Raw genomic sequence first — 19,402 nt, 5'->3', positions numbered from 1 at the left:
TACTGTCAACATTCCACGGTGCAAAATGCGTAATCCCGCAAAGCAGGAAGATCTGATCAAAGCGTTTAAAGCGTTATTGAAAGAAGAAAAATTCAGTTCTCAAGGCGAGATCGTTTTGGCGCTGCAAGAAGAAGGCTTCGAAAACATCAACCAATCCAAAGTATCGCGCATGCTGACCAAGTTCGGTGCGGTGCGTACGCGTAATGCCAAAATGGAAATGGTGTATTGCCTTCCAGCCGAACTCGGCGTGCCTACCACTACCAGCCCGCTGAAGAACCTGGTGCTGGACGTCGATCATAACGACGCCGTAGTGGTGATCCACACCAGCCCCGGCGCCGCGCAGTTAATTGCCCGCCTGCTGGACTCGCTGGGTAAATCAGAAGGTATTCTCGGCACCATCGCCGGTGACGACACTATTTTCGTAACCCCGGCCAGCAGCTTTACCGCTCGTCAGTTATACGAAGCCATCCTGTCGCTGTTCGAACAAGAGTTATGATGTAGTGCGCTAACAAAATGCGGCTAACCGTCGCGTTTTGTTAGCGCTTCTTTAACCCTATCCTTACCTTTCCCTCATTCCTTGCCACGTTTAAAACCAGATTCCTGTCGCGCTGCAGCACATTTCAATGACATTGGTACGTAACTAGTGATAGCTGCTGTGATCTTCCGCACTTTTGGTCAAAAGCACTTACCTTATTGAAATTACATAAATTTAACATTGAAAGATCGTTTTATAAGCGTTTTTTATTCCATATGGTTATTAAAAATAAGCAACACCATAATAAAGTTTCACAAGAAACTGTTAGCTAACTATTAATTTTTCGCGTTACTAGATGTATACTCATTTCCGTGACGTAAATCACAGTTCACAGGAACTGATAAAAGAATACGATAAGGTGAGAAAATGAAAATTAAAGCTACCATCGCAACCATGAGCGTTCTATCCATGCTTTCTTTCGGCGCATTTGCAGCACAATCTGTTGATGCAAATCAGGCTGCAAATATGCAGTCTGCAGGCACTATCACCGTCAGCGGTGTTGCCGGTGCACCTTCAGACATCCGTCAGGCACTGTCTGAAAAAGCCGATGCCAAAGGGGCAACCGCTTACCGTGTGATCGAAGCGCGCAACGAAGGCAACTTCCACGCGACCGCAGAAATTTACAAATAAGTACAAGGCGTTACCCGGCAACGGGCAATAAAACTCTGGAACCCAGTACCCCGATAACGGCCTTCAAGTATAAAAACGCTGAAAAAGCCCTTCCAGGCGGTTATCACAACAGGACTTAATATCATGAGCATGAAAACTACCCTCGTCGCACTTAGCCTGCTGTCAGTTGTTTCCTTCGGGGCTTCTGCCGCTACGTTAATCACAAATGACCAGGCGACCAATCTTCAGTCTGTCGGTACCATTACCGCCAGCGGCATTACCGGCGCACCTTCCGATATTCGTCAGGCGCTGTCTGACAAGGCCGACAAACAAGGTGCTAAAGCCTACCGCGTGATCGAAGCCTACGAAAACGGCAACTGGCACGCGACCGCCGAAATCTATAAATAACAATTCAGAGGACAGGCTTACCGAACTGATTACCCTCGTCACTGCCACTGCCGAGTTCTGTCGTAAGCTTTGATTCTCTGAAGAAATTCGTCGTCCTATCCGACGAACCCCGTTGCCCTCGCTCGCGAGGGCTTTTTTATGGGCGTAAAAAAGGGCCGTTATCGGCCCTCTGAACAGATTTTGTCAATTACTTAAGTAATCAGTAGATTGCTTTCGGATCGGGTTTGTTGGCCAAAGCCTCCAGCAGCCGATCGTGAATACCCCCAAAGCCGCCGTTACTCATCACCAGAATATGGTCGCCCGGCTGAGCCGTTTTCACGATCATATCCACCAGCGTATCCAGATCGGCGCTCCAGTGGGCCGGCTGTACGCAGGCTTCCGCCACTTCCGCCACCTGCCAGGGGATATGGTGCGGCTGGAACAGGAAGACTTCATCGGCACGACCCAGCGACGGGGCCAGATCGTTCTTGCTGATGCCCATTTTCATGGTGTTGGAGCGCGGTTCAAGCACCGCCAGAATGCGGGCAGTGCCACCCACCTTGCTACGCAACGCAGCCAGGGTCGCCAGAATTGCCGTTGGATGATGGGCAAAGTCGTCATATACCGTGACGCCATTGGCTTCACCACGCAGCTCCAGACGACGGCGGGCATTGATAAAATCACCGAGCGCGCGGCAGGCATCTTCAGGCAACACGCCCACATGGCGTGTGGCGGCAATGGCCATCAAACCGTTATGCATGTTGTGTTCACCGACCAGCGACCACTTAACTTCGCCCACCTGCTCACCATTAAGGAAAACCGCATAATGGCTGGCGTCCGGCGTCAGTTTCTGTGCACGCCATGCGCCTTCTTCCCCAACCAGCTCCTGCTCGCTCCAGCAGCCCATCGCCATCACCTGTTTCAGGTGGCTGTCGTTATCAGGCAAAATAATTTTGCCCTTGCCTGGCACCAAACGCACCAGATGGTGGAACTGTTTCTGGATCGCTTTCAGATCGTCGAAGATATCGGCGTGATCAAACTCCAGATTGTTCAGGATCAGCGTACGCGGGCTGTAATGCACAAACTTGGAACGCTTGTCGAAGAACGCGCAGTCATATTCATCGGCTTCGATGACAAAGAACGGGCTGCCCCCCAGGCGAGCAGAAACGTCAAAGTTGCCCGGCACGCCACCGATAACAAAGCCCGGCTGGTAGCCGCAGGCTTCCAGGATCCAGGTTGCCATGCCGGCGGTGGTGGTCTTGCCGTGTGTCCCGGCAACGGCCAGTACCCAGCGATCGCGCAGCACATAATCATGCAGCCACTGCGGGCCGGAAACGTAAGGGATACCCTGCTCCAGTACTGCTTCAACACACGGATTACCGCGCGTCATTGCGTTACCGATGATCACCAGATCCGGCGCAGGATCCAACTGAGCCGGATCGTAACCCTGGATCAGTGCGATCCCTTCTTTCTCCAACAGCGTGCTCATCGGCGGATAGACATTAGCGTCAGAGCCGGTCACCTCATGCCCTAGCGAACGAGCCAGCACCGCCAGCCCACCCATAAAGGTGCCACAGATCCCAAGAATGTGAATGCGCATAGTTTTCTCATAGAGTACGTCGAATGTTGGCACATTCTAACGCTCAGAATCGTCCAGAAGAAATGGATTTGCCTATGAATAGCGTTCATCTTTGGGCTACACTGCTCGCGAATACGTTGGCGGTTTGTTAACAAACCGCTACCCATCCGTAGATTCAGGGATTGTGTCATGAAAACGTTAGGCGAATTTATCGTCGAGAAACAGCACGACTTCTCTCACGCCACCGGCGAGCTGACAGCGTTACTTTCTGCAATTAAACTGGGCGCCAAAATCATCCACCGCGATATCAACAAAGCGGGTCTGGTTGATATTCTCGGCACCAGCGGCGTTTCCAATGTACAGGGTGAAGTTCAGATGAAACTGGACCTGTACGCTAACGAAAAGCTGAAAGCAGCATTGAAAGCACGCGGTGAAGTTGCGGGTATCGCTTCTGAAGAAGAAGATGAAATCGTGATATTCGACGGCGAGCGGGCTGAAAATGCCAAGTACGTGGTGCTGATGGATCCGTTGGACGGTTCGTCCAACATCGATGTCAACGTCTCGGTCGGTACGATTTTCTCTATCTATCGTCGCATTACCCCGGTCGGCATTCCCGTGACCGAAGAAGACTTCCTGCAGCCAGGCAGCGCTCAGGTCGCCGCCGGCTATGTCGTTTATGGTTCATCCACCATGCTGGTGTACACCACCGGTTATGGCGTGCATGCCTTTACCTACGATCCTTCTCTGGGCGTGTTCTGCCTCTCCCATGAGAAAGTTCGCTTCCCGGCTACCGGCAATATGTATTCCATCAACGAAGGTAACTACATCAAGTTCCCGCGCGGTGTGAAGAAATACATCAAATATTGTCAGGAACAGGATGAAGCCACTCAGCGCCCTTATACCTCACGCTACATCGGTTCGCTGGTTGCCGACTTCCACCGCAACCTGCTCAAAGGCGGCATCTATATTTATCCAAGCACCGCCAGCCACCCGCAAGGCAAGCTGCGCCTGCTGTATGAATGCAACCCGATGGCGTTCCTGGCGGAACAGGCCGGCGGTAAAGCCAGCGACGGTAAAAACCGTATTCTGGACATTACCCCGGTGAAACTGCACCAGCGTGCACCGTTCTTCGTCGGCACCAAATCCATGGTGGAAGACGCCGAGCGCTTTATCGCCGAGAACCCGGACGAATAACCGGTTCTATGTGGGGGGCGCCTGTCGCCCCCCTGCATTATAGTTTGAACGCCGCCATACTCTGGGCCAACAACTGGGCCTGATCCTCCAGCGAGCGCGTTGCCGCCGCCGACTCCTCGACCAATGCCGCATTTTGCTGCGCCACCTGATCCATCTGCGCCACCGCCAGATTAACCTGTTCAATACCGCTGCTTTGTTCACGCGTAGCCGCAGAAATTTCCCGCATCAACGCTGTCACACGCCCTACCTCACCGGTTATACCATTCATGGTTTTCGCCGCTGACTCGGCCATCTGCTCGCCTTCCTGTACCCGATTTTGCGAAGCTTCGATCAACCCTTTGATCTCCTTGGCCGATTGTGCGCTGCGCTGAGCCAGGCTGCGTACTTCACCCGCCACCACGGCAAAACCGCGCCCTTGCTCACCCGCGCGTGCCGCTTCTACCGCCGCATTCAGCGCCAGAATATTGGTCTGGAAGGAAATACCGTCCATCACGCTGATAATATCGGCGATACGCCGCGAGCTATCGGTAATGGCCTGCATCTTGTCCATCACCTGGCTGACGACCTCACTGCCCTGATTGGCAATATCAGAGACGCTGAGCGCCAGCTGATTGGCCTGCTCGCAATTCTCGGCGTTCATTTTCACCGTCGAGGTCAGTTGCTCCATACTGGCAGCGGTTTCCTCCAGCGAAGCGGCCGACTCTTCGGTGCGCTGCGCCAGATGCAGGTTGCCGGCGGCCAGCTCGCGTGAGCCGGTGTCAATTTGGCTGCTGGCATCACGAACCTTGCTGACCGAACTGACCAGTGCCTGCTGCATCCGCTGCATCGCACGGATCAGACGACCCATTTCGGTTTCCCCTTCGCCGGTGATGTCGTGCGTCAGGTCGCCGCCGGCGATATGTTCCAACTGGGCGATGGACTCATCGAGTGGGCGCAGAATGATCACCCGCAGCGCGAACCAGGCCAGTACCGCCAGCAACACGCTGAGCAGGCCGGCGATCAGGATCAGGGTAATCTTGGTGCTGGCATTGCTTTCCGCTTCATTCACCCGCTGCTGGCCGATCTTCATGGCAAAACTGCGGAAGTCGCTGAGGTCCTTTTCGAAAGCGATGCTCAGGGCAGAGATTTTGGTTTCCTGGATGTCGTAATAGTCATCAACCTTGCCGGCCTTGATGGCGTCGGCCATCGGTCTGACGCCCTGTTCCAGATAGGCACGGTAACTGTTTTGCAAGCGACTGGACAGTTCACGCCCACGTTCGGTGACGGTGCCGACGCTGACAAAGCGCGCCATTTCCTGTTTCGACTGTGCAAGGTAATCATAGATGCGCCCCACAGTGGCGTCGGATACCTCGATCTGGCCGATTTCACGCTGGCGCACCGCCAAGGAGGCGGCCGTTCTGGCGCGTAGCGTCAGGTTGGAGCTACTGGCCAGCGACCCCAGTTCTTCCCCTAAAATCTGGTTGAGGGTGTGCAACGATCGCGACCCTTCGTTAATGGCGTTGACGCCGATGGTGCTGACCATAATCAACAGCAGCGTCATCAGGCTCAGCAAGGCAATCAGCCCGGCCTTGACCGTAATCTTTTTTAGCATGAGTTCTTCCCGGCTTCAGAAATAGTGAGTTCTAACGTAGAGGAGGTAAAACGCGGAGCCAGACTTCGCCGACTCATTATTATTTGATGAAGTTATCGGCAACCTCGGGGAAAACTTAACGTCGCTGGAGGATTAATCTGGAAATTCAGTGGATGACTGTCTGCCGGGGCTTGGGTGATGAAAAGGGCAGGAAATCGCAAAAGAGTCCGCTATAATAGCCGCCACTCCATTTCTGGTTTGATTAAAGGAAACCGACATGAGCTTGCTTAACGTCCCTGCTGGCAAAGACCTGCCAGAAGACATCTACGTAGTTATCGAAATCCCGGCCAATGCCGATCCGATCAAATATGAAATCGACAAGGACACCGGCGCGCTGTTTGTTGACCGTTTCATGTCCACCGCGATGTTCTATCCGTGCAACTACGGTTACATCAACCACACCCTGTCTCTGGACGGTGATCCGGTTGACGTGCTGGTACCAACGCCATACCCGCTGCAGCCTGGTTCAGTGATCCGCTGCCGTCCGGTGGGCGTACTGAAGATGACCGACGAAGCCGGTGAAGATGCGAAACTGGTTGCCGTTCCGCACAGCAAACTGAGCAAAGAGTACGATCACATCAAAGATGTGAACGACCTGCCGGAACTGCTGAAAGCACAGATCTCTCATTTCTTCGAGCACTACAAAGATCTGGAGAAGGGCAAATGGGTGAAAGTGGAAGGCTGGGCAGACGCTGCCGCTGCCAAAGCTGAAATCATTGCCTCTTTCGAACGTGCTGCCAAGAAGTAATTCCTGACCGCCGTCCGATAAAAAAACACCGCTCAGTGAGCGGTGTTTTTTTTACTTTTCGTCGAGACGCTTCAGCCAGTCACCGCTGTTAATCCGCGGGTAACCGTCCACACTGTGTTTATACAGGTAGATCCACGCACTTCCATAAGGCGTCTGAATCAGCTCGCGCTTATAGTCCTTGGTGTTGCTTTTCAGTTCGTCCAGCTCAGCCAAAATCGATGAGTTGATGCGGTACACCTCACAATGTACCGTGCCCTCTCCAGGGATCGCCGCCGGGTAATGGCCCAGATTATAAATCTGATAGCCTTCGAGCTCATGCTCGCCTAACCATTGGGCGTTAGTCATCCAATGGCTGTTTCCCTGTTTGCGTCGTAAACTGCCGTAGACAATTATTCGCATCGCTAAAACTCAAACTGATAGAGCAAATCTAATGCCTGGTCGAGACCAGACACCGCTTCAAGATACAATTTAGGCATCAGGCGGTAACGCAACGTCAGTGTGGCCAATGAGTCGAAAATGCCCACCCCATATTTTACTTGTAAGCCTGGGAGAACATAACCGCTGACGACAACCTGGGAACTGTCGCCAACCCCCTGAGTATCCAGGGCCAAATTGCTTACGCCAAATGCCTCGCCGATTTTACCCACAAGTTGACCACTTTGTGCAACCCCCATCCCAATTAACATTGAGGTCATTGCGTTACCATCAGCACCGGAACTGCCCAATCCCTGGCCGCGCAACAGATAAGACAGCGCCTCCTGCTGAGATTTGGCCGGATCCGAGAACACTTCCAGCTTAGGTGCATCCGCCAACCCGGTGACCCGCACCCCAGCGGTAACGTCATCTTCGGTCGAGTCCGGATTACGGATCGCTTCAAGATTCAGCAACGGCTGATCCGGCGGCCCCGAGAACATCAACTGGCCCTTGCGAACGATCAAATCCTGACCATAAGCATGGAAGCGACCGGAAGGGATGTCAATCTGACCGTTCAGGCCCAGGCCATTCTTATCCTGCACCACTTTCAGATCGCCCTTCAACCGCGCTTTCAGACCAAAGGCATCCAATCGCACATCGTTGCCAACGTGGATCATCAGGTTGCTGTTGATCGGGATCCCCGCCGTTTTCGGCTGTATTGGTTTAAGCTGCTCATCCAGCATCACTTCGTCGGAAGAGACGCCCACCGCGCTTTCCGGCAGTTCCTGTACCGTAATACGCGCCCACGGAATATCTACCGAACCATTAAGTGAGAACAGCTGCGGCGTGGCTTCAAAGACCAGATCAGGTGACACGTCGATGCGGATCATCGGCGGCACCGTCACCCGCAATTTATCGCCCTTGGCGGCAATGCGTGCACGCCAGGCGTTGATATCACGCCAGTCAGCGTCACCGGACAGATTAAGCTGACCGTGGGTGGTGCTGACCAAGCCTTCCAGCGTCGAGGTCATGCCGTCAAAGTTCATCGCCAGCCGGCCTTCGGTCATGTCGAACGGCATCCAGTGACCGTCAATATCGACCTTGTCCAATGCCATACGGCCATACACCAAAGGTTTCTGCGCGTTACCGCCCAGACGCAGGTTGGCATTCAGCATGCCCGCGGCTTTTTCCCCCTGCATCAACGCCGGGTTAATCATCGCCAGTGAAATATTGGTAATGTTGACGTTTCCGCTGATATTGCGGCGCACCTGCGGATCGACAACCTGTACGTTACCGTCAAACTGGCCATTATTGGTCAGCTTAATCAACCAGTCGGCCTGCGCACGGCCATTGGCCAGCCCGGCGTTGAGATTCAGCTTGTCAAAGGCGATCGGTAGCGCATTACCCTGCACCTGCTGTACCACCTTCACGCCGTTACCCACCAGCGAGACTTTCGCCTCCGGCAACGCACCGCCCGGTTTCCAGCTGACGTCCGCCCGCCCGCTGAACACGCCGCTCAGAGCCGTTTCCGGCCCGAGGAAAGGCTTGATCATCGCCAGATCAAAGCGGTTCAGCACCACGCTGGCCTGACCGCTCTGCCCGGCTTCGATGGTTTTCGGCACGCAGAGTTCGGCATTCGGGTTCTGCCAGCAGTGTGGCCCGATACTGATTTTCTGTGCGGTATTCAGATAATCGAGTGCGATGGCGCGACTTAACCGCCATTCCCCCACCGGAGTATCGAAGCGCGTATTGTTCAGGTTGCCGCGCCAGCGCTGCTGCTCGCGATCGAAACTGCCCTGCAGCGCCAACTGGCCAGAGACCGGTTTGCCGTCAATTTTCAGTTGCAACTGATGCTGTTTCTCACTGCCTTTGGCATCCAAAGTCAGCAGGTTGATGTCCAACGCATCTTGCTTGAGCTGTTCGACGCGTACTGCCAGTTGCCCCTGGATCTGGTCGCTGGATCGCACGTCTCCGTCAATTTTGACCCGGTTGATGCGCAGCGCCTGCCACTGCAGGCCAGATGCCGTCAAATCTGCCAGCAACTGAGGTGCCTGCAGGTTGCCGCGTAGTTTCAGCAAGCCTTTCGCCGTACCGCCCAGTCCCGGCAAAGCGCCGTCGAGGCGCGGTGCGTCGATGTTCGCATCCAGGTTCCAGCTCTTCTCGTCCAGTTGGCCTTTGACGTTCAGTTGGTTACGACCCAGAGTCAGATCGATACCCGGAATTTTCCATTGGCCGGCAGCGTTGCCGCTGAGCGTACCGCGCGCGGTGACCTTGTTTTGCTTCACGTTACCGTCGAGCTGCAGCACCGGCACCTGCAATTGCCAACTGCCGCCGTGCAGACTACCGCGGGTGGTGATTTTGCCGTCCAACTTCGCCGGCCATTCCGGCCACTGTTTGGCGGTATTGATGCCGCTCAGCGTCAGCTGCGAATTCCAGCTGATGGCCTTGCTCCAGTCCACCAGCGCGGTCAGATCGGTATTGCCCTGCAAGGCCGCCAACCGCAGGCGATCCAGTTTGAACTGTTCAACGTTACCTTTACCGTCCAGCGTCAGTACCGCCGGTGGCAAGTCCTGGCCTTTGATATTGGCGCGGGTCGACAACGCATAGTCGGTTGCCTTGCCGTTAAAGCGCAGGCGGAAATCGTTGATCTGGTATTGCGCCTCGCCGCTCAACGGCCATTTCAGCTGTTTACTTTGCAGCGTCAGCGCCAGCGGTAAACCGGCTTCGGCCAGTTGGGTTTGCAGATCAAGCTGCGCGCCGACCGGACCGGACAGGTTGAGCGCTACCTTGAGTTCTTCACGCAGCCCACCGCCAATGTTCAGCTTAACCTTTTCGCCTTTCAATGGATCGATGTTCAACGTGCTGTTGGCCACCATTTCCACCGGCCAACTGCCGGTCAGCGTAGCTTGCCCCTGGGCCGACAGCGTGCCCTGCGGGGATTTGACGTCGAAATTGTCCAGCTGGATATGCTGATCCAGAGTACTGGCCTGCAGCAGCAGGCTGGTGATCAGCACGTCGGTATCACCGGTCAACCGCAGCTGTTCGCCGCTGATCTCCTTAACGGTGATATCCAGCGGCAGGCGAATGTCCGGCAGATCCGGCAGCAGTGGCTTGGCGAACAGTTCTTTCAGCGTTTCGCCCAGCGGCTTCTCTTCCGGCTGAGGAGCCGGCTTCGCGCCCTGATTGGCTTTTTCCTCTACCTTTTTCGCCACCTCAACCACCGGTTGCACGGCCTCCGGCAGTGGGTTCTGCGGCGTTTTCGGCAGAGCTATCAACAAGCCGCTGATTTTGGTTGGCAGCAGGGTCAGAGCACGTTCCTGCCACTGCGCGCCAGTACGGAACTGGCCAAGAGAAATGGCCGTATCGTCGACGCTGACCTTAACGTTGTTCAGCGCCAGCATGCGTAAAGTGATGGGGTACGGCGTGCTCAGGTTGGTGGTCGGCTCGCTGGTCTCTGCCACCGGCGCGGACGGCGTCATTTCTTTGGTTTTCACCACCACGTCCACATCCTGCGCAGTCAGGGCGTTGACGCACAGCGAACTGTTTTTAAAACAGGCCAGATCCAGCGACAGATGGAACTGCCCGGCATTTACCGTTACGCCGGGCATCTGGTATTTCACGCCTTTCAGCGTCAGGTCACGCCAGCCGCCGGTGACGCTGGCAATATCCAGCCCCGGCACCCAGCGTGCCGCACTGTTGATAACCAAATGCAAACCACTGGTGGTCCCGAGCAGGTACGCAACGCCGCCGATCAGCAATAGCAGGACAATCAGGAAACCCAGGCAAATCTTTTTTATCAGGCTCATAGTTCAGGCCCCAAACCAATATAGAACTGCACCCCGTGGGTGTCTTTATCCCCAACCGGGGCGGCGATATCCAGCTTCACCGGGCCAACCGGTGACTGCCAGCGCACGCCGAAGCCGGCACCGGTCTTAAAGTCGCTCTGCTTGATATCGTTCACCGCTTCGCCTGAATCGACAAACACCGCGCCCCACCATTTGCCGGTCACGTTGTATTGATACTCCAGCGAGCCGGTCAGCATTTTGGATGCACCGGTCAGCTTACCGTCGTCGTCGCGGGGTGAAATGCCCTTGTACTTGTAACCACGAATGCTGCGATCGCCACCGGCGAAGAATCGCAGGTCTGGCGGCACTCTCTCAAAGTCGTTGGTTTCAATCCAGCCCACCTGCCCACGCGCGACAAAACGGTGCTTGTCGGCCAGGGTGCGGATCCAGACGTTCTGCGCTTGCATCAGCGCGAAGTCTACGTCAGACCCCCAGGTGCTGTCGGACACATCGATAGAATAGCGCTGGCTGTCCCCCCAGGTGGGCATCAGGCCGCCGCGCGAACGGGTGCGGTTAACGCTAACGCCGGGATACAGCAGCATGGTGGTGTTGGTGACGTTACCCTGAGTAAAGTGGTCAAGACGCCAGGTCAGGTTCAATGCCCGCTGCCAGCCGCTGGAAAGATCCCAGTTGCGGGAAACCACCGCTTTTGAAGTGACGGACTTGGTATCGTTGAGATCGACGTTCTTGAAACCGCCCTGCAGCAGATAGTACTGCTCCAGTGGATTCTTCAATAACGGGATTTTATAGGTCAAATCGAGCTGCTGTTCCGGGGCCGAAACGCTGGCGCTGGTTTCCAGGCTGTGACCTCGGTCGTTAAGCCAGGGTTTTTTCCAGGTGCCTTTGATCCGGGGACCGACGTCGGTGGAATAACCGACCCCGGTTTCGATGGTGTTACGCGTGCGCGGCGATACCAACGCATCTAACGGCAAAATCTTGTTCTCTTTGGCATCTTGGAAATCAGGGGACACCACCACCGAGTTAAACCAGTTAGTGGCGGATAAACGGCGGTTCAGTTCGGCCAGGTCTTCCGAACTGTAATAATCCCCCTGATGAAAGGGCACCAGATTTTGCAGATAGTCTTCACGAATTTGCGAGCCGGTAAACTTCACCTGGCCAAAGCGATAACGCTGCCCGCTGTTGAAGTCGATGTCCCAATAGGCCTTGTGCAGATCTTCGGCCACGCCGAGCTGGCTTTTGGTCATATCGGCATCGAAATAGCCTTTACGCAGTGCCAGGCCGGTCAGCGAACCTTTAAAACTGTCGTATTTGCCGTGATTGAGGATCTCGCCTATCGTCGGCTTGCCTTTTTTGACTAACGCCAGATAGTCGTCATCGGTTTTCGCGCCGCCTTCCAGCACGATATTGGCGCCGGCAATCCGCACCGGCTCGCCCGGATTAACCTTGGCGTGCAGCACCGGACGAGCCAGCCCTGGCCGGTCATCCAGCGTAAAGTCGATGGTTGGCTGATAATAGCCAAGTGCTCTCAGCCCCTGACGGACGGCTTCGTCCACACGTGCGCGAAAACGGCCATCCGTACTGACCTCCTCCGGCGTGATGGACGACAAACGCACCCGGACGTTTTTTTCCAATTCCCCACTAAGTCCTTCAACCTGCAGCCGCACATTCGCCGAATAGGCCGCAGGCGTGGCGAGCAGCGCACACACAAAGCACAGGGCACGGTATCGTGGCACGTGTTCTCCTTAATTTATTTTACTTTCCTGTAATAACACTCGCTCTGGGGCCAGGGCCTACTCCGCGCTATCAGGACGGCGGCCCTTTTCAGCATTTTTCCAGACGCTGCATGTTACGGTTTTACTGCCGCAGTGAACTGGCGCATTCTTATCTTTTGGCGCTCTAGATACTGCGTTAATCTGAGACATAATCTCAATATGTAGCTTATTGTGGGCAAAGTTGCGGTTAGATACAACTTAACTGCCGCCTCTTGGGCCAATTCTTACTGTGACAACAGGAGTCAACCGTGGTGCCATTTTTTGATAAAACACAAACTGTCGACCAGGCAAACGCATTACCTGGCCGCACCACTCCCATGCCGGTTGCCACGCTTAACGTGGTCACCGATCACTCAATGACCCAAGTGCCGGACGGCCTGGAAGTAGCGATCTTCGCCATGGGGTGTTTCTGGGGAGTAGAACGCCTGTTCTGGCAACAGCAAGGGGTTTACAGCACCGCAGCGGGCTACAGCGGTGGCTATACGCCAAACCCGACCTACCGCGAAGTATGCAGCGGCCAAACGGGCCACACGGAAGTGGTACGAGTGGTATTCGATCCGAAAATCATCAGCTACAAACAGTTGCTGCAGGTATTCTGGGAGAACCACGATCCGGCGCAGGGCATGCGTCAGGGCGGCGACGTCGGTACCCAGTATCGCTCGGCGATTTATACGCTGACGCCGGAGCAGCAGACCGAAGCGGAAAGCAGCCTGCAGCGTTTCCAACAGGCGATGGAGCAGGCCGGCGATAAACGCGCCATCACCACCGAGGTCGCACCGGCCCTGCCGTTCTACTATGCCGAGGACGACCACCAGCAGTACCTGTACAAAAACCCTGAAGGATACTGTGGTCTGGGTGGTATCGGTGTTTGCTTGCCACCACAGGGCTAAGCCGCAGGTTGGAGGTAATTTTTTAACCGCTGGCGGCCCCGGTAGGGCTGCTGCTATACTGTGCGGGCCGGATCATCGGCCCGATAACCTTCTTTCTGGTTGTTATCGCTACTTTTTTTACAATGTACTACCCTTCCTCAAGAGCGCCGTCATCCCGTCGGCACGTATGGATAGATTATGTTAAACAGTATTTTACTGATTCTTTTTCTGATCGCAGTGAGTGCGTTCTTCTCACTGTCGGAAATATCTCTGGCCGCGTCACGCAAGATTAAACTGAAAATGATGGCTGACGAAGGTAACGTCAATGCCGCCAAAGTCCTCAAACTGCAGGAAACCCCGGGGTTGTATTTTACCGTGGTACAGATTGGCCTGAACGCCGTGGCCATACTCGGCGGTATCGTCGGCGATGCAGCCTTTTCTCCTACATTCCAACCGTTGTTCGACCGCTTTTTATCCCCTGAACTGGCAGAGCAGGCCAGCTTCGTCTGTTCGTTCGTGCTGGTAACCAGCCTGTTTATCCTGTTTGCAGATTTGACCCCGAAGCGCATCGGTATGATTGCACCAGAGACGTTTGCCGTCCGGATCATCAACCCGATGCGTTTCTCGATCATGATTTTCCGGCCGCTGGTGTGGTTCTTCAACGGCATGGCAAACCTGATCTTCCGCCTGTTCAAACTGCCGATGGTGCGCAAAGACGACATCACCTCCGACGATATCTACGCGGTGGTAGAAGCCGGTGCCCTGGCGGGTGTGCTGCGCAAACAGGAACATGAGCTGATCGAAAACGTGTTCGAACTGGAATCTCGCACCGTACCTTCGTCGATGACCTCGCGTGAAAGCGTGGTTTACTTCGACCTGCGTGAGACCGAAGAAAGCATTATCGAGAAGGTCTCGACCCATCCGCACTCCAAGTTCCTGGTCTGTGATGGCAATATCGATCAAGTCGTCGGCTACGTGGACTCCAAAGACCTGTTGAACCGCGTGCTGGGCAATCAGAGCCTGGTGCTGAGCAGCGGCGTGCAGATCCGCTCGGCGCTGATCGTGCCGGATACCCTGACGCTGTCCGAAGCGCTGGAAAGCTTTAAAACCGCCGGTGAAGACTTTGCGGTTATTCTCAATGAATATGCGTTGGTCGTGGGTATCATCACACTCAATGACGTGATGACCACGCTGATGGGCGATCTGGTAGGCCAGGGCCAGGAAGAGCAGATCGTGGCGCGTGATGAAAGCTCATGGCTGATTGAGGGCGGGACGCCGATCGACGATGTAATGCGCGTACTGCACATTGATGAGTTCCCGCAGGCGGGCAACTACGAAACCATCGGCGGCTTTATGATGTATATGCTGCGCAAGATCCCGAAACGGACCGACTTCGTCAAATACGCCGGCTACAAGTTTGAAGTGGTGGATATCGACAGCTACAAGATTGACCAACTGTTGGTAACCCGGCTGAGCGACAAACCGGCATCGGTACTGCCGAAGGCACCGGAAGAAAAACCCGCGGCCTGATCTCCATCGATAAAAACGTCAGCGGCCCCAAACGGGGCCGCGATTATTTTAGCTTTTGCAGGTGCTCTAACTATTACCCTATGAATTTCGAGTTGCAGCTAGGCGGCCAGCTCACTCATCCCCAGGCGCTTACTTTAGTAAGTAACTGAGGTGACAAATCTGTCGGGAACAGATTTGAACGCTGGTTGCAGCGGCCCCTTTAGGGGCGTGGCCCACGGATGGGCCACGTAACTGAGTGCAGGTAACAACGCTGCGGCTTGAAAGGCGACGGGTAGTTGATCAACCCATCTCGGTCTGCAACAACAACACCTGACGGTTAACCTCTGACATCACGCTGAAGTGACGTCGGTCGCGAATTTTCGGCAGCAGAATTTTCCCTTCATCGAATTCGAACGCGCCCACATCTTTGATATACAGCCGGCCACGAAACAGGGTCTTGACGTACTTCGCCACTTTCAACGGATTATAACGCTGGAAGATTCTCATTCTATTACTTTCCTCCGTTTGGTCCATGCGCTCAGCGAGCCGCCAAGGTGGCAGCCTCTAAAGTAAGAACGCAACTTGATTGCCATGTAGTAGACCTAGTAAAGACCATAACGTTCATTTCCGCCTGGAGATCTTCACTGGATTTACACTTTTTGACAGAATTGTATATGATTATATATATCTTTTTCAGTATATCCCTTCAAAAACCGGGTATTAGCGGCCTGAAAGAAGAACTGAGATCCGGCTAACAGGACAGACCTCCGATCACCACCTATGCTTTAGGCTGTCGGGTGCGGTCGGCACCATTCCACCTTCAAGGAGAAGGCATGAAAAAAAGTCACATGCTCATTGCGTCCCTGCTGTTTGCACCCCTTTTTGCCTCTGCGCATAACTTCCAGCTCCAGCAACGCGTAGCGCCGATTGGCGTCAGCGACAAGGGTGAGCTGAACTACGCTAATGATAAGTTTAGCTATCAAAACTGGAATAGCGCGCAGCTCAGTGGAAAAGTGCGAGTCATCCAGCATATTGCCGGCCGCAGCTCTGCCAAGGACATGAACGACCCACTGATAGAAGCGATTAAGAAAGCCAAGCTACCGCACGATCGTTACCAAACGACGACAATAGTGAATACCGATGATGCTCTGCTCGGCACGGCGATGTTTGTCCGCAGCAGTATCGAAGACAGCAAGAAAGAGTTCCCCTGGTCGCAGTTTGTGGTCGACAGCAACGGTAACGTGCGCAAAGCCTGGGATTTACAGCCGAAGGGGTCAGCCATTGTGGTGCTGGATAAGCAGGGCAGGATCCAGTTTGCCAAAGACGGCGCACTGACGCCGGAAGAGGTGCAGCAGGTCATGACCCAACTGCACCAACTGCTGGCAAACTGAATTAGAACAGCGAAACCCGGAAACCGGGGTTGAGGAAAGACTCACGCGGCGTATAGAGCAGCGGCCTGCCCTGCCAGTCGTGGATCTGCGCTCCGGCCGCCACCGCGACCGCGTGTCCGGCGGCGGTATCCCAGATATTGGTCGGCCCAAAACGTGGATAAAGCTGCGCTTTACCTTCTGCCACCAGGCAGAACTTCAGCGAGGAACCGACCGATACGGTCTGATGCTCACCTAACTGATTCAGGTAATCCTTCAGCTCTTCGTCACTGTGCGAGCGACTAACCACCACCAACGGCGGATTGGCATTACTGACGCCAATCGCCTGACGTTGGCCTTTTTCTTCTTTCCAGGCTTTGCCGCGTTCGGCCAGATACAGCACGTCGATCGCCGGGGCGTAAACCACGCCCATCACCGCTTCACCGCCTTCAATCAGCGCAATATTTACCGTGAATTCGCCGTTACGATTGAGGAATTCCTTGGTGCCGTCCAGCGGATCAACCAGCCAGTAACGCGTCCAATTCTGTCGCACTTCCCAGCTCGGTGGATCTTCTTCTGACAGTAAAGGTATGTCCGGCGTTAACGCTGCCAGGCCGCGTTGGATAATGTGGTGCGCTGCCAGATCGGCCGCAGTCACCGGGGAATCATCTTTTTTCTGTGCGACATCAAGCGGTTGTTTACCGTCATATACCGCCATGATCGCTGCGCCCGCCTCGCGGGACAGTTGGCAAATTTGCTCTAACATCATTCACCTCAGATATGCAGTTCCATGGGTCATTTCCCCTTTCTCATTGCTAGCAGCCTAGTTTTTTTTGCATGGAATATCCATCACAACGATTTAACCCGCGGTAATCACTCGAGTCTTTGCCGTCACAACTGTGACATTTACTGTCCTGCACTGGCTTATTTTCTGCCACACTTCACAGTTTGGTGAGACAACCAATGTTAATTACATGTTCCTCTGCGATAAAACTCGAAAAATGGAATGGAGAAAACTAAAAATGATGAAGCGTCCGCTGACGTTGTCTGCCCTCGCTATGCTGGTGTGCGCCTCCGCACAAGCGGCAACGGTCGATCTGCGCGTGCTGGAAACCACCGACCTGCACAGCAACATGATGGACTTCGATTACTACAAGGATAAACCGACCGATAAATTCGGTCTGGTACGCACCGCCAGCCTGATTGAACAAGCCCGTCAGCAGGCCGCCAATACGGTGCTGGTGGACAACGGCGACATTATTCAGGGCAGCCCGCTCGGCGATTATATGGCGGCCAAAGGCCTGAAACCCGGTGATGTACACCCGGTGTATAAGGCGATGAATACCCTGAATTATGTGGTCGGCAATATCGGCAACCATGAGTTCAACTACGGGCTCGATTACCTGAAAAACGCCATTGCCGGTGCCAAATTCCCGTATATCAACGCCAACGTGATCGACGCTAAAACACAAAAACCCCTGTTCACTCCTTACATTATCGTCGATACGCCGGTAAAAGACCGTGACGGCAAAGAACATAGTTTGCGCATCGGTTATATCGGCTTTGTGCCACCGCAAATCCTGGTGTGGGATAAAGCCAATCTGCAGGGCAAGGTCACCGTTAACGACATCACCGAAACGGCTAAACGTTACGTGCCGGAAATGCGCAAACAGGGCGCCGATCTGGTTGTGGCTATCCCGCACTCCGGCCTGTCCAGCGAACCGTACAAAGCCATGGCGGAAAACTCGGTGTACTACCTCAGCCAGGTACCGGGCATCGACGCCATCATGTTCGGCCACGCTCACGCCGTGTTCCCCAGCAAGGACTTCGCCAATATCAAAGGGGCTGACATCACACAAGGTACGCTGAACGGCATCCCGGCAGTGATGCCGGGCCAGTGGGGCGATCATCTCGGCGTGGTCGATCTGCAATTGAATAACGACAGCGGCACCTGGAAAGTCACGGCGGCCAAGGCGCAAGCTCGGCCGATTTACGACAAAGAGAACAAGAAATCGCTGGCGGCGGAAGACGCCAACCTGCTGAAAGTGCTGGCGGAAGATCACAAAGGCACGCGAGATTTCGTCAGCAAGCCCGTCGGCAAGGCCGACGACAACATGTACAGCTATCTGGCGCTGGTGCAGGATGATCCGACGGTGCAGATCGTCAATAACGCGCAAAAGGCCTACGTCGAGCACTATATTCAGGGCGATCCGGATCTGGCTGACCTGCCGGTGCTGTCAGCCGCGGCGCCGTTCAAGGTGGGCGGGCGCAAAAACGATCCGGCCAGCTTCGTTGAGGTGGAAAAAGGTCAGCTCACCTTCCGTAACGCTTCAGACCTCTACCTTTATCCCAACACACTGGTGGTGGTGAAAGCCAGCGGTAAAGAAGTGAAGGAATGGCTGGAGTGTTCCGCCGGGCAGTTCAACCAGATCGACGTCAACAGCAGCAAACCACAGGGCCTGATCAACTGGGACGGTTTCCGCACCTATAACTTCGATGTGATTGACGGAGTCAATTATCAGATCGACGTCAGCCAACCGGCGCGTTACGACGGCGAATGCCAGTTAATTAACGACAAGGCGCAGCGCATCAAGGAGCTGACGTTCAAAGGCAAACCGATCGATCCAAACGCCACTTTCCTGGTTGCCACCAATAACTACCGCGCCTACGGCGGCAAGTTTGCCGGCACCGGCGATCAACACATTGCTTTTGCTTCACCGGATGAGAACCGTTCGGTACTGGCGGCTTATATCAGCGCTGAAACCAGGCAACACGGCGCAGTGAAGCCACAGGTGGATAATAACTGGCGCCTGGCGACGTTCAGCAGCCCGCAGCCGCTGGATATCCGCTTTGAAACCTCACCGAGTGACAAAGCCAGCGCGTTTATCAAAACGCACGCCCAGTACCCGATGAAAGCTGAAGGGACAGACAGCATCGGCTTTGCGGTTTATCAGATTGATTTGCAGAAGAAATAAACAATAAG

General features: G+C 54.6%; 16 protein-coding genes. 9 read left to right on the top strand and 7 right to left on the bottom strand.

The features are described 5' to 3' along the window. The first annotated feature begins 25 nt into the window (after positions 1–25). The 3 genes from argR to yhcN (ACSOSI_RS01815) all read left to right on the top strand — a co-directional run bounded on the left by argR (position 26) and on the right by yhcN (ACSOSI_RS01815) (position 1,552). Positions 26–496: a transcriptional regulator ArgR gene (gene argR / locus ACSOSI_RS01825; RefSeq protein ID WP_004952803.1), complete on the top strand. Its 471-nt coding sequence runs from the start codon at positions 26–28 to the stop codon at positions 494–496. Positions 497–901: 405 nt separating this feature from the next. Next, a complete protein-coding gene (yhcN, locus tag ACSOSI_RS01820; protein ID WP_012004928.1) occupies positions 902–1,165 on the top strand; it encodes a peroxide/acid stress response protein YhcN in 264 nt (87 codons plus the stop codon). A gap of 123 nt (positions 1,166–1,288) precedes the next feature. Continuing rightward, entirely contained in the window at positions 1,289–1,552 is a 264-nt protein-coding gene (gene yhcN / locus ACSOSI_RS01815; protein ID WP_012004927.1) for a peroxide/acid stress response protein YhcN, read from the top strand. 199 nt (positions 1,553–1,751) lie between these two features. On the opposite strand, the gene mpl is transcribed toward yhcN (ACSOSI_RS01815), so the two are convergent. Beyond that, positions 1,752–3,131: a UDP-N-acetylmuramate:L-alanyl-gamma-D-glutamyl-meso-diaminopimelate ligase gene (gene mpl / locus ACSOSI_RS01810; protein WP_112364408.1), complete on the bottom strand. Its 1,380-nt coding sequence runs from the start codon at positions 3,129–3,131 to the stop codon at positions 1,752–1,754. Between the two features lie 168 nt (positions 3,132–3,299). Here mpl and fbp point away from each other — a divergent pair, with 168 nt between their 5' ends. Then, positions 3,300–4,304 carry a class 1 fructose-bisphosphatase gene (fbp, locus tag ACSOSI_RS01805; RefSeq protein WP_012004925.1) on the top strand — a complete coding sequence of 335 codons (1,005 nt, stop codon included), beginning with the start codon at positions 3,300–3,302 and terminating at the stop codon, positions 4,302–4,304. Positions 4,305–4,341: 37 nt separating this feature from the next. On the opposite strand, the gene ACSOSI_RS01800 is transcribed toward fbp, so the two are convergent. After that, positions 4,342–5,895, bottom strand: coding sequence for a methyl-accepting chemotaxis protein (locus ACSOSI_RS01800; protein ID WP_012004924.1), 1,554 nt, complete (start codon positions 5,893–5,895; stop codon positions 4,342–4,344). 256 nt (positions 5,896–6,151) lie between these two features. Between ACSOSI_RS01800 and ppa the strand changes: the two genes are divergently transcribed. Continuing rightward, a complete protein-coding gene (ppa, locus tag ACSOSI_RS01795; RefSeq protein ID WP_012004923.1) occupies positions 6,152–6,682 on the top strand; it encodes an inorganic diphosphatase in 531 nt (176 codons plus the stop codon). 51 nt (positions 6,683–6,733) lie between these two features. Here ppa and ACSOSI_RS01790 read toward each other — a convergent pair whose 3' ends face one another. The 3 genes from ACSOSI_RS01790 to tamA are packed head-to-tail and all read right to left on the bottom strand — an operon-like array spanning position 6,734 to position 12,635. Further along, positions 6,734–7,081: a gamma-glutamylcyclotransferase family protein gene (locus ACSOSI_RS01790; RefSeq protein ID WP_006317485.1), complete on the bottom strand. Its 348-nt coding sequence runs from the start codon at positions 7,079–7,081 to the stop codon at positions 6,734–6,736. Positions 7,082–7,083: 2 nt separating this feature from the next. Next, positions 7,084–10,902 carry an autotransporter assembly complex protein TamB gene (gene tamB / locus ACSOSI_RS01785; RefSeq protein WP_476706446.1) on the bottom strand — a complete coding sequence of 1,273 codons (3,819 nt, stop codon included), beginning with the start codon at positions 10,900–10,902 and terminating at the stop codon, positions 7,084–7,086. After that, positions 10,899–12,635 carry an autotransporter assembly complex protein TamA gene (tamA, locus tag ACSOSI_RS01780; RefSeq protein WP_218218436.1) on the bottom strand — a complete coding sequence of 579 codons (1,737 nt, stop codon included), beginning with the start codon at positions 12,633–12,635 and terminating at the stop codon, positions 10,899–10,901. The genes tamB and tamA overlap by 4 nt, the downstream gene beginning before the upstream one ends. A 287-nt stretch (positions 12,636–12,922) precedes the next feature. On the opposite strand from tamA, the gene msrA reads away from it, so the two are divergent. Both msrA and paeA read left to right on the top strand, forming a co-directional pair. Continuing rightward, positions 12,923–13,564, top strand: a complete 642-nt coding sequence (msrA, locus tag ACSOSI_RS01775) for a peptide-methionine (S)-S-oxide reductase MsrA (RefSeq protein WP_012004919.1) — start codon at positions 12,923–12,925, stop codon at positions 13,562–13,564. A gap of 177 nt (positions 13,565–13,741) precedes the next feature. After that, entirely contained in the window at positions 13,742–15,073 is a 1,332-nt protein-coding gene (paeA, locus tag ACSOSI_RS01770; RefSeq protein WP_112364410.1) for a polyamine export protein PaeA, read from the top strand. 279 nt (positions 15,074–15,352) lie between these two features. On the opposite strand, the gene ACSOSI_RS01765 is transcribed toward paeA, so the two are convergent. Beyond that, complete coding sequence (locus ACSOSI_RS01765; protein ID WP_012004917.1) at positions 15,353–15,559, bottom strand: DUF1107 domain-containing protein; 207 nt, start codon at positions 15,557–15,559, stop codon at positions 15,353–15,355. 326 nt (positions 15,560–15,885) lie between these two features. Here ACSOSI_RS01765 and ACSOSI_RS01760 point away from each other — a divergent pair, with 326 nt between their 5' ends. Next, positions 15,886–16,443: a YtfJ family protein gene (locus ACSOSI_RS01760; protein ID WP_012004916.1), complete on the top strand. Its 558-nt coding sequence runs from the start codon at positions 15,886–15,888 to the stop codon at positions 16,441–16,443. 1 nt (position 16,444) lies between these two features. Here ACSOSI_RS01760 and cysQ read toward each other — a convergent pair whose 3' ends face one another. Further along, positions 16,445–17,185, bottom strand: coding sequence for a 3'(2'),5'-bisphosphate nucleotidase CysQ (gene cysQ / locus ACSOSI_RS01755; protein WP_476707237.1), 741 nt, complete (start codon positions 17,183–17,185; stop codon positions 16,445–16,447). Positions 17,186–17,441: 256 nt separating this feature from the next. Here cysQ and ACSOSI_RS01750 point away from each other — a divergent pair, with 256 nt between their 5' ends. Continuing rightward, a complete protein-coding gene (locus ACSOSI_RS01750) occupies positions 17,442–19,394 on the top strand; it encodes a bifunctional 2',3'-cyclic-nucleotide 2'-phosphodiesterase/3'-nucleotidase (RefSeq protein WP_476706445.1) in 1,953 nt (650 codons plus the stop codon). Positions 19,395–19,402 lie beyond the last annotated feature (8 nt).

This window comes from Serratia sp. AR11 (genome assembly GCF_056376275.1).
Note: the sequence above shows the minus strand (reverse complement) of the source record. Positions and strands in the feature narration are given on the sequence as shown.

Coding starts and splice junctions, on each gene's coding strand:
- argR (WP_004952803.1), top strand. CDS start 26: ATGCGTAATCCCGCAAAGCAGGAAGATCTGATCAAAGCGTTTAAAGCG.
- yhcN (WP_012004928.1), top strand. CDS start 902: ATGAAAATTAAAGCTACCATCGCAACCATGAGCGTTCTATCCATGCTT.
- yhcN (WP_012004927.1), top strand. CDS start 1,289: ATGAGCATGAAAACTACCCTCGTCGCACTTAGCCTGCTGTCAGTTGTT.
- mpl (WP_112364408.1), bottom strand. CDS start 3,131: ATGCGCATTCACATTCTTGGGATCTGTGGCACCTTTATGGGTGGGCTG.
- fbp (WP_012004925.1), top strand. CDS start 3,300: ATGAAAACGTTAGGCGAATTTATCGTCGAGAAACAGCACGACTTCTCT.
- ACSOSI_RS01800 (WP_012004924.1), bottom strand. CDS start 5,895: ATGCTAAAAAAGATTACGGTCAAGGCCGGGCTGATTGCCTTGCTGAGC.
- ppa (WP_012004923.1), top strand. CDS start 6,152: ATGAGCTTGCTTAACGTCCCTGCTGGCAAAGACCTGCCAGAAGACATC.
- ACSOSI_RS01790 (WP_006317485.1), bottom strand. CDS start 7,081: ATGCGAATAATTGTCTACGGCAGTTTACGACGCAAACAGGGAAACAGC.
- tamB (WP_476706446.1), bottom strand. CDS start 10,902: ATGAGCCTGATAAAAAAGATTTGCCTGGGTTTCCTGATTGTCCTGCTA.
- paeA (WP_112364410.1), top strand. CDS start 13,742: ATGTTAAACAGTATTTTACTGATTCTTTTTCTGATCGCAGTGAGTGCG.
- ACSOSI_RS01765 (WP_012004917.1), bottom strand. CDS start 15,559: ATGAGAATCTTCCAGCGTTATAATCCGTTGAAAGTGGCGAAGTACGTC.
- ACSOSI_RS01760 (WP_012004916.1), top strand. CDS start 15,886: ATGAAAAAAAGTCACATGCTCATTGCGTCCCTGCTGTTTGCACCCCTT.
- cysQ (WP_476707237.1), bottom strand. CDS start 17,185: ATGTTAGAGCAAATTTGCCAACTGTCCCGCGAGGCGGGCGCAGCGATC.
- ACSOSI_RS01750 (WP_476706445.1), top strand. CDS start 17,442: ATGATGAAGCGTCCGCTGACGTTGTCTGCCCTCGCTATGCTGGTGTGC.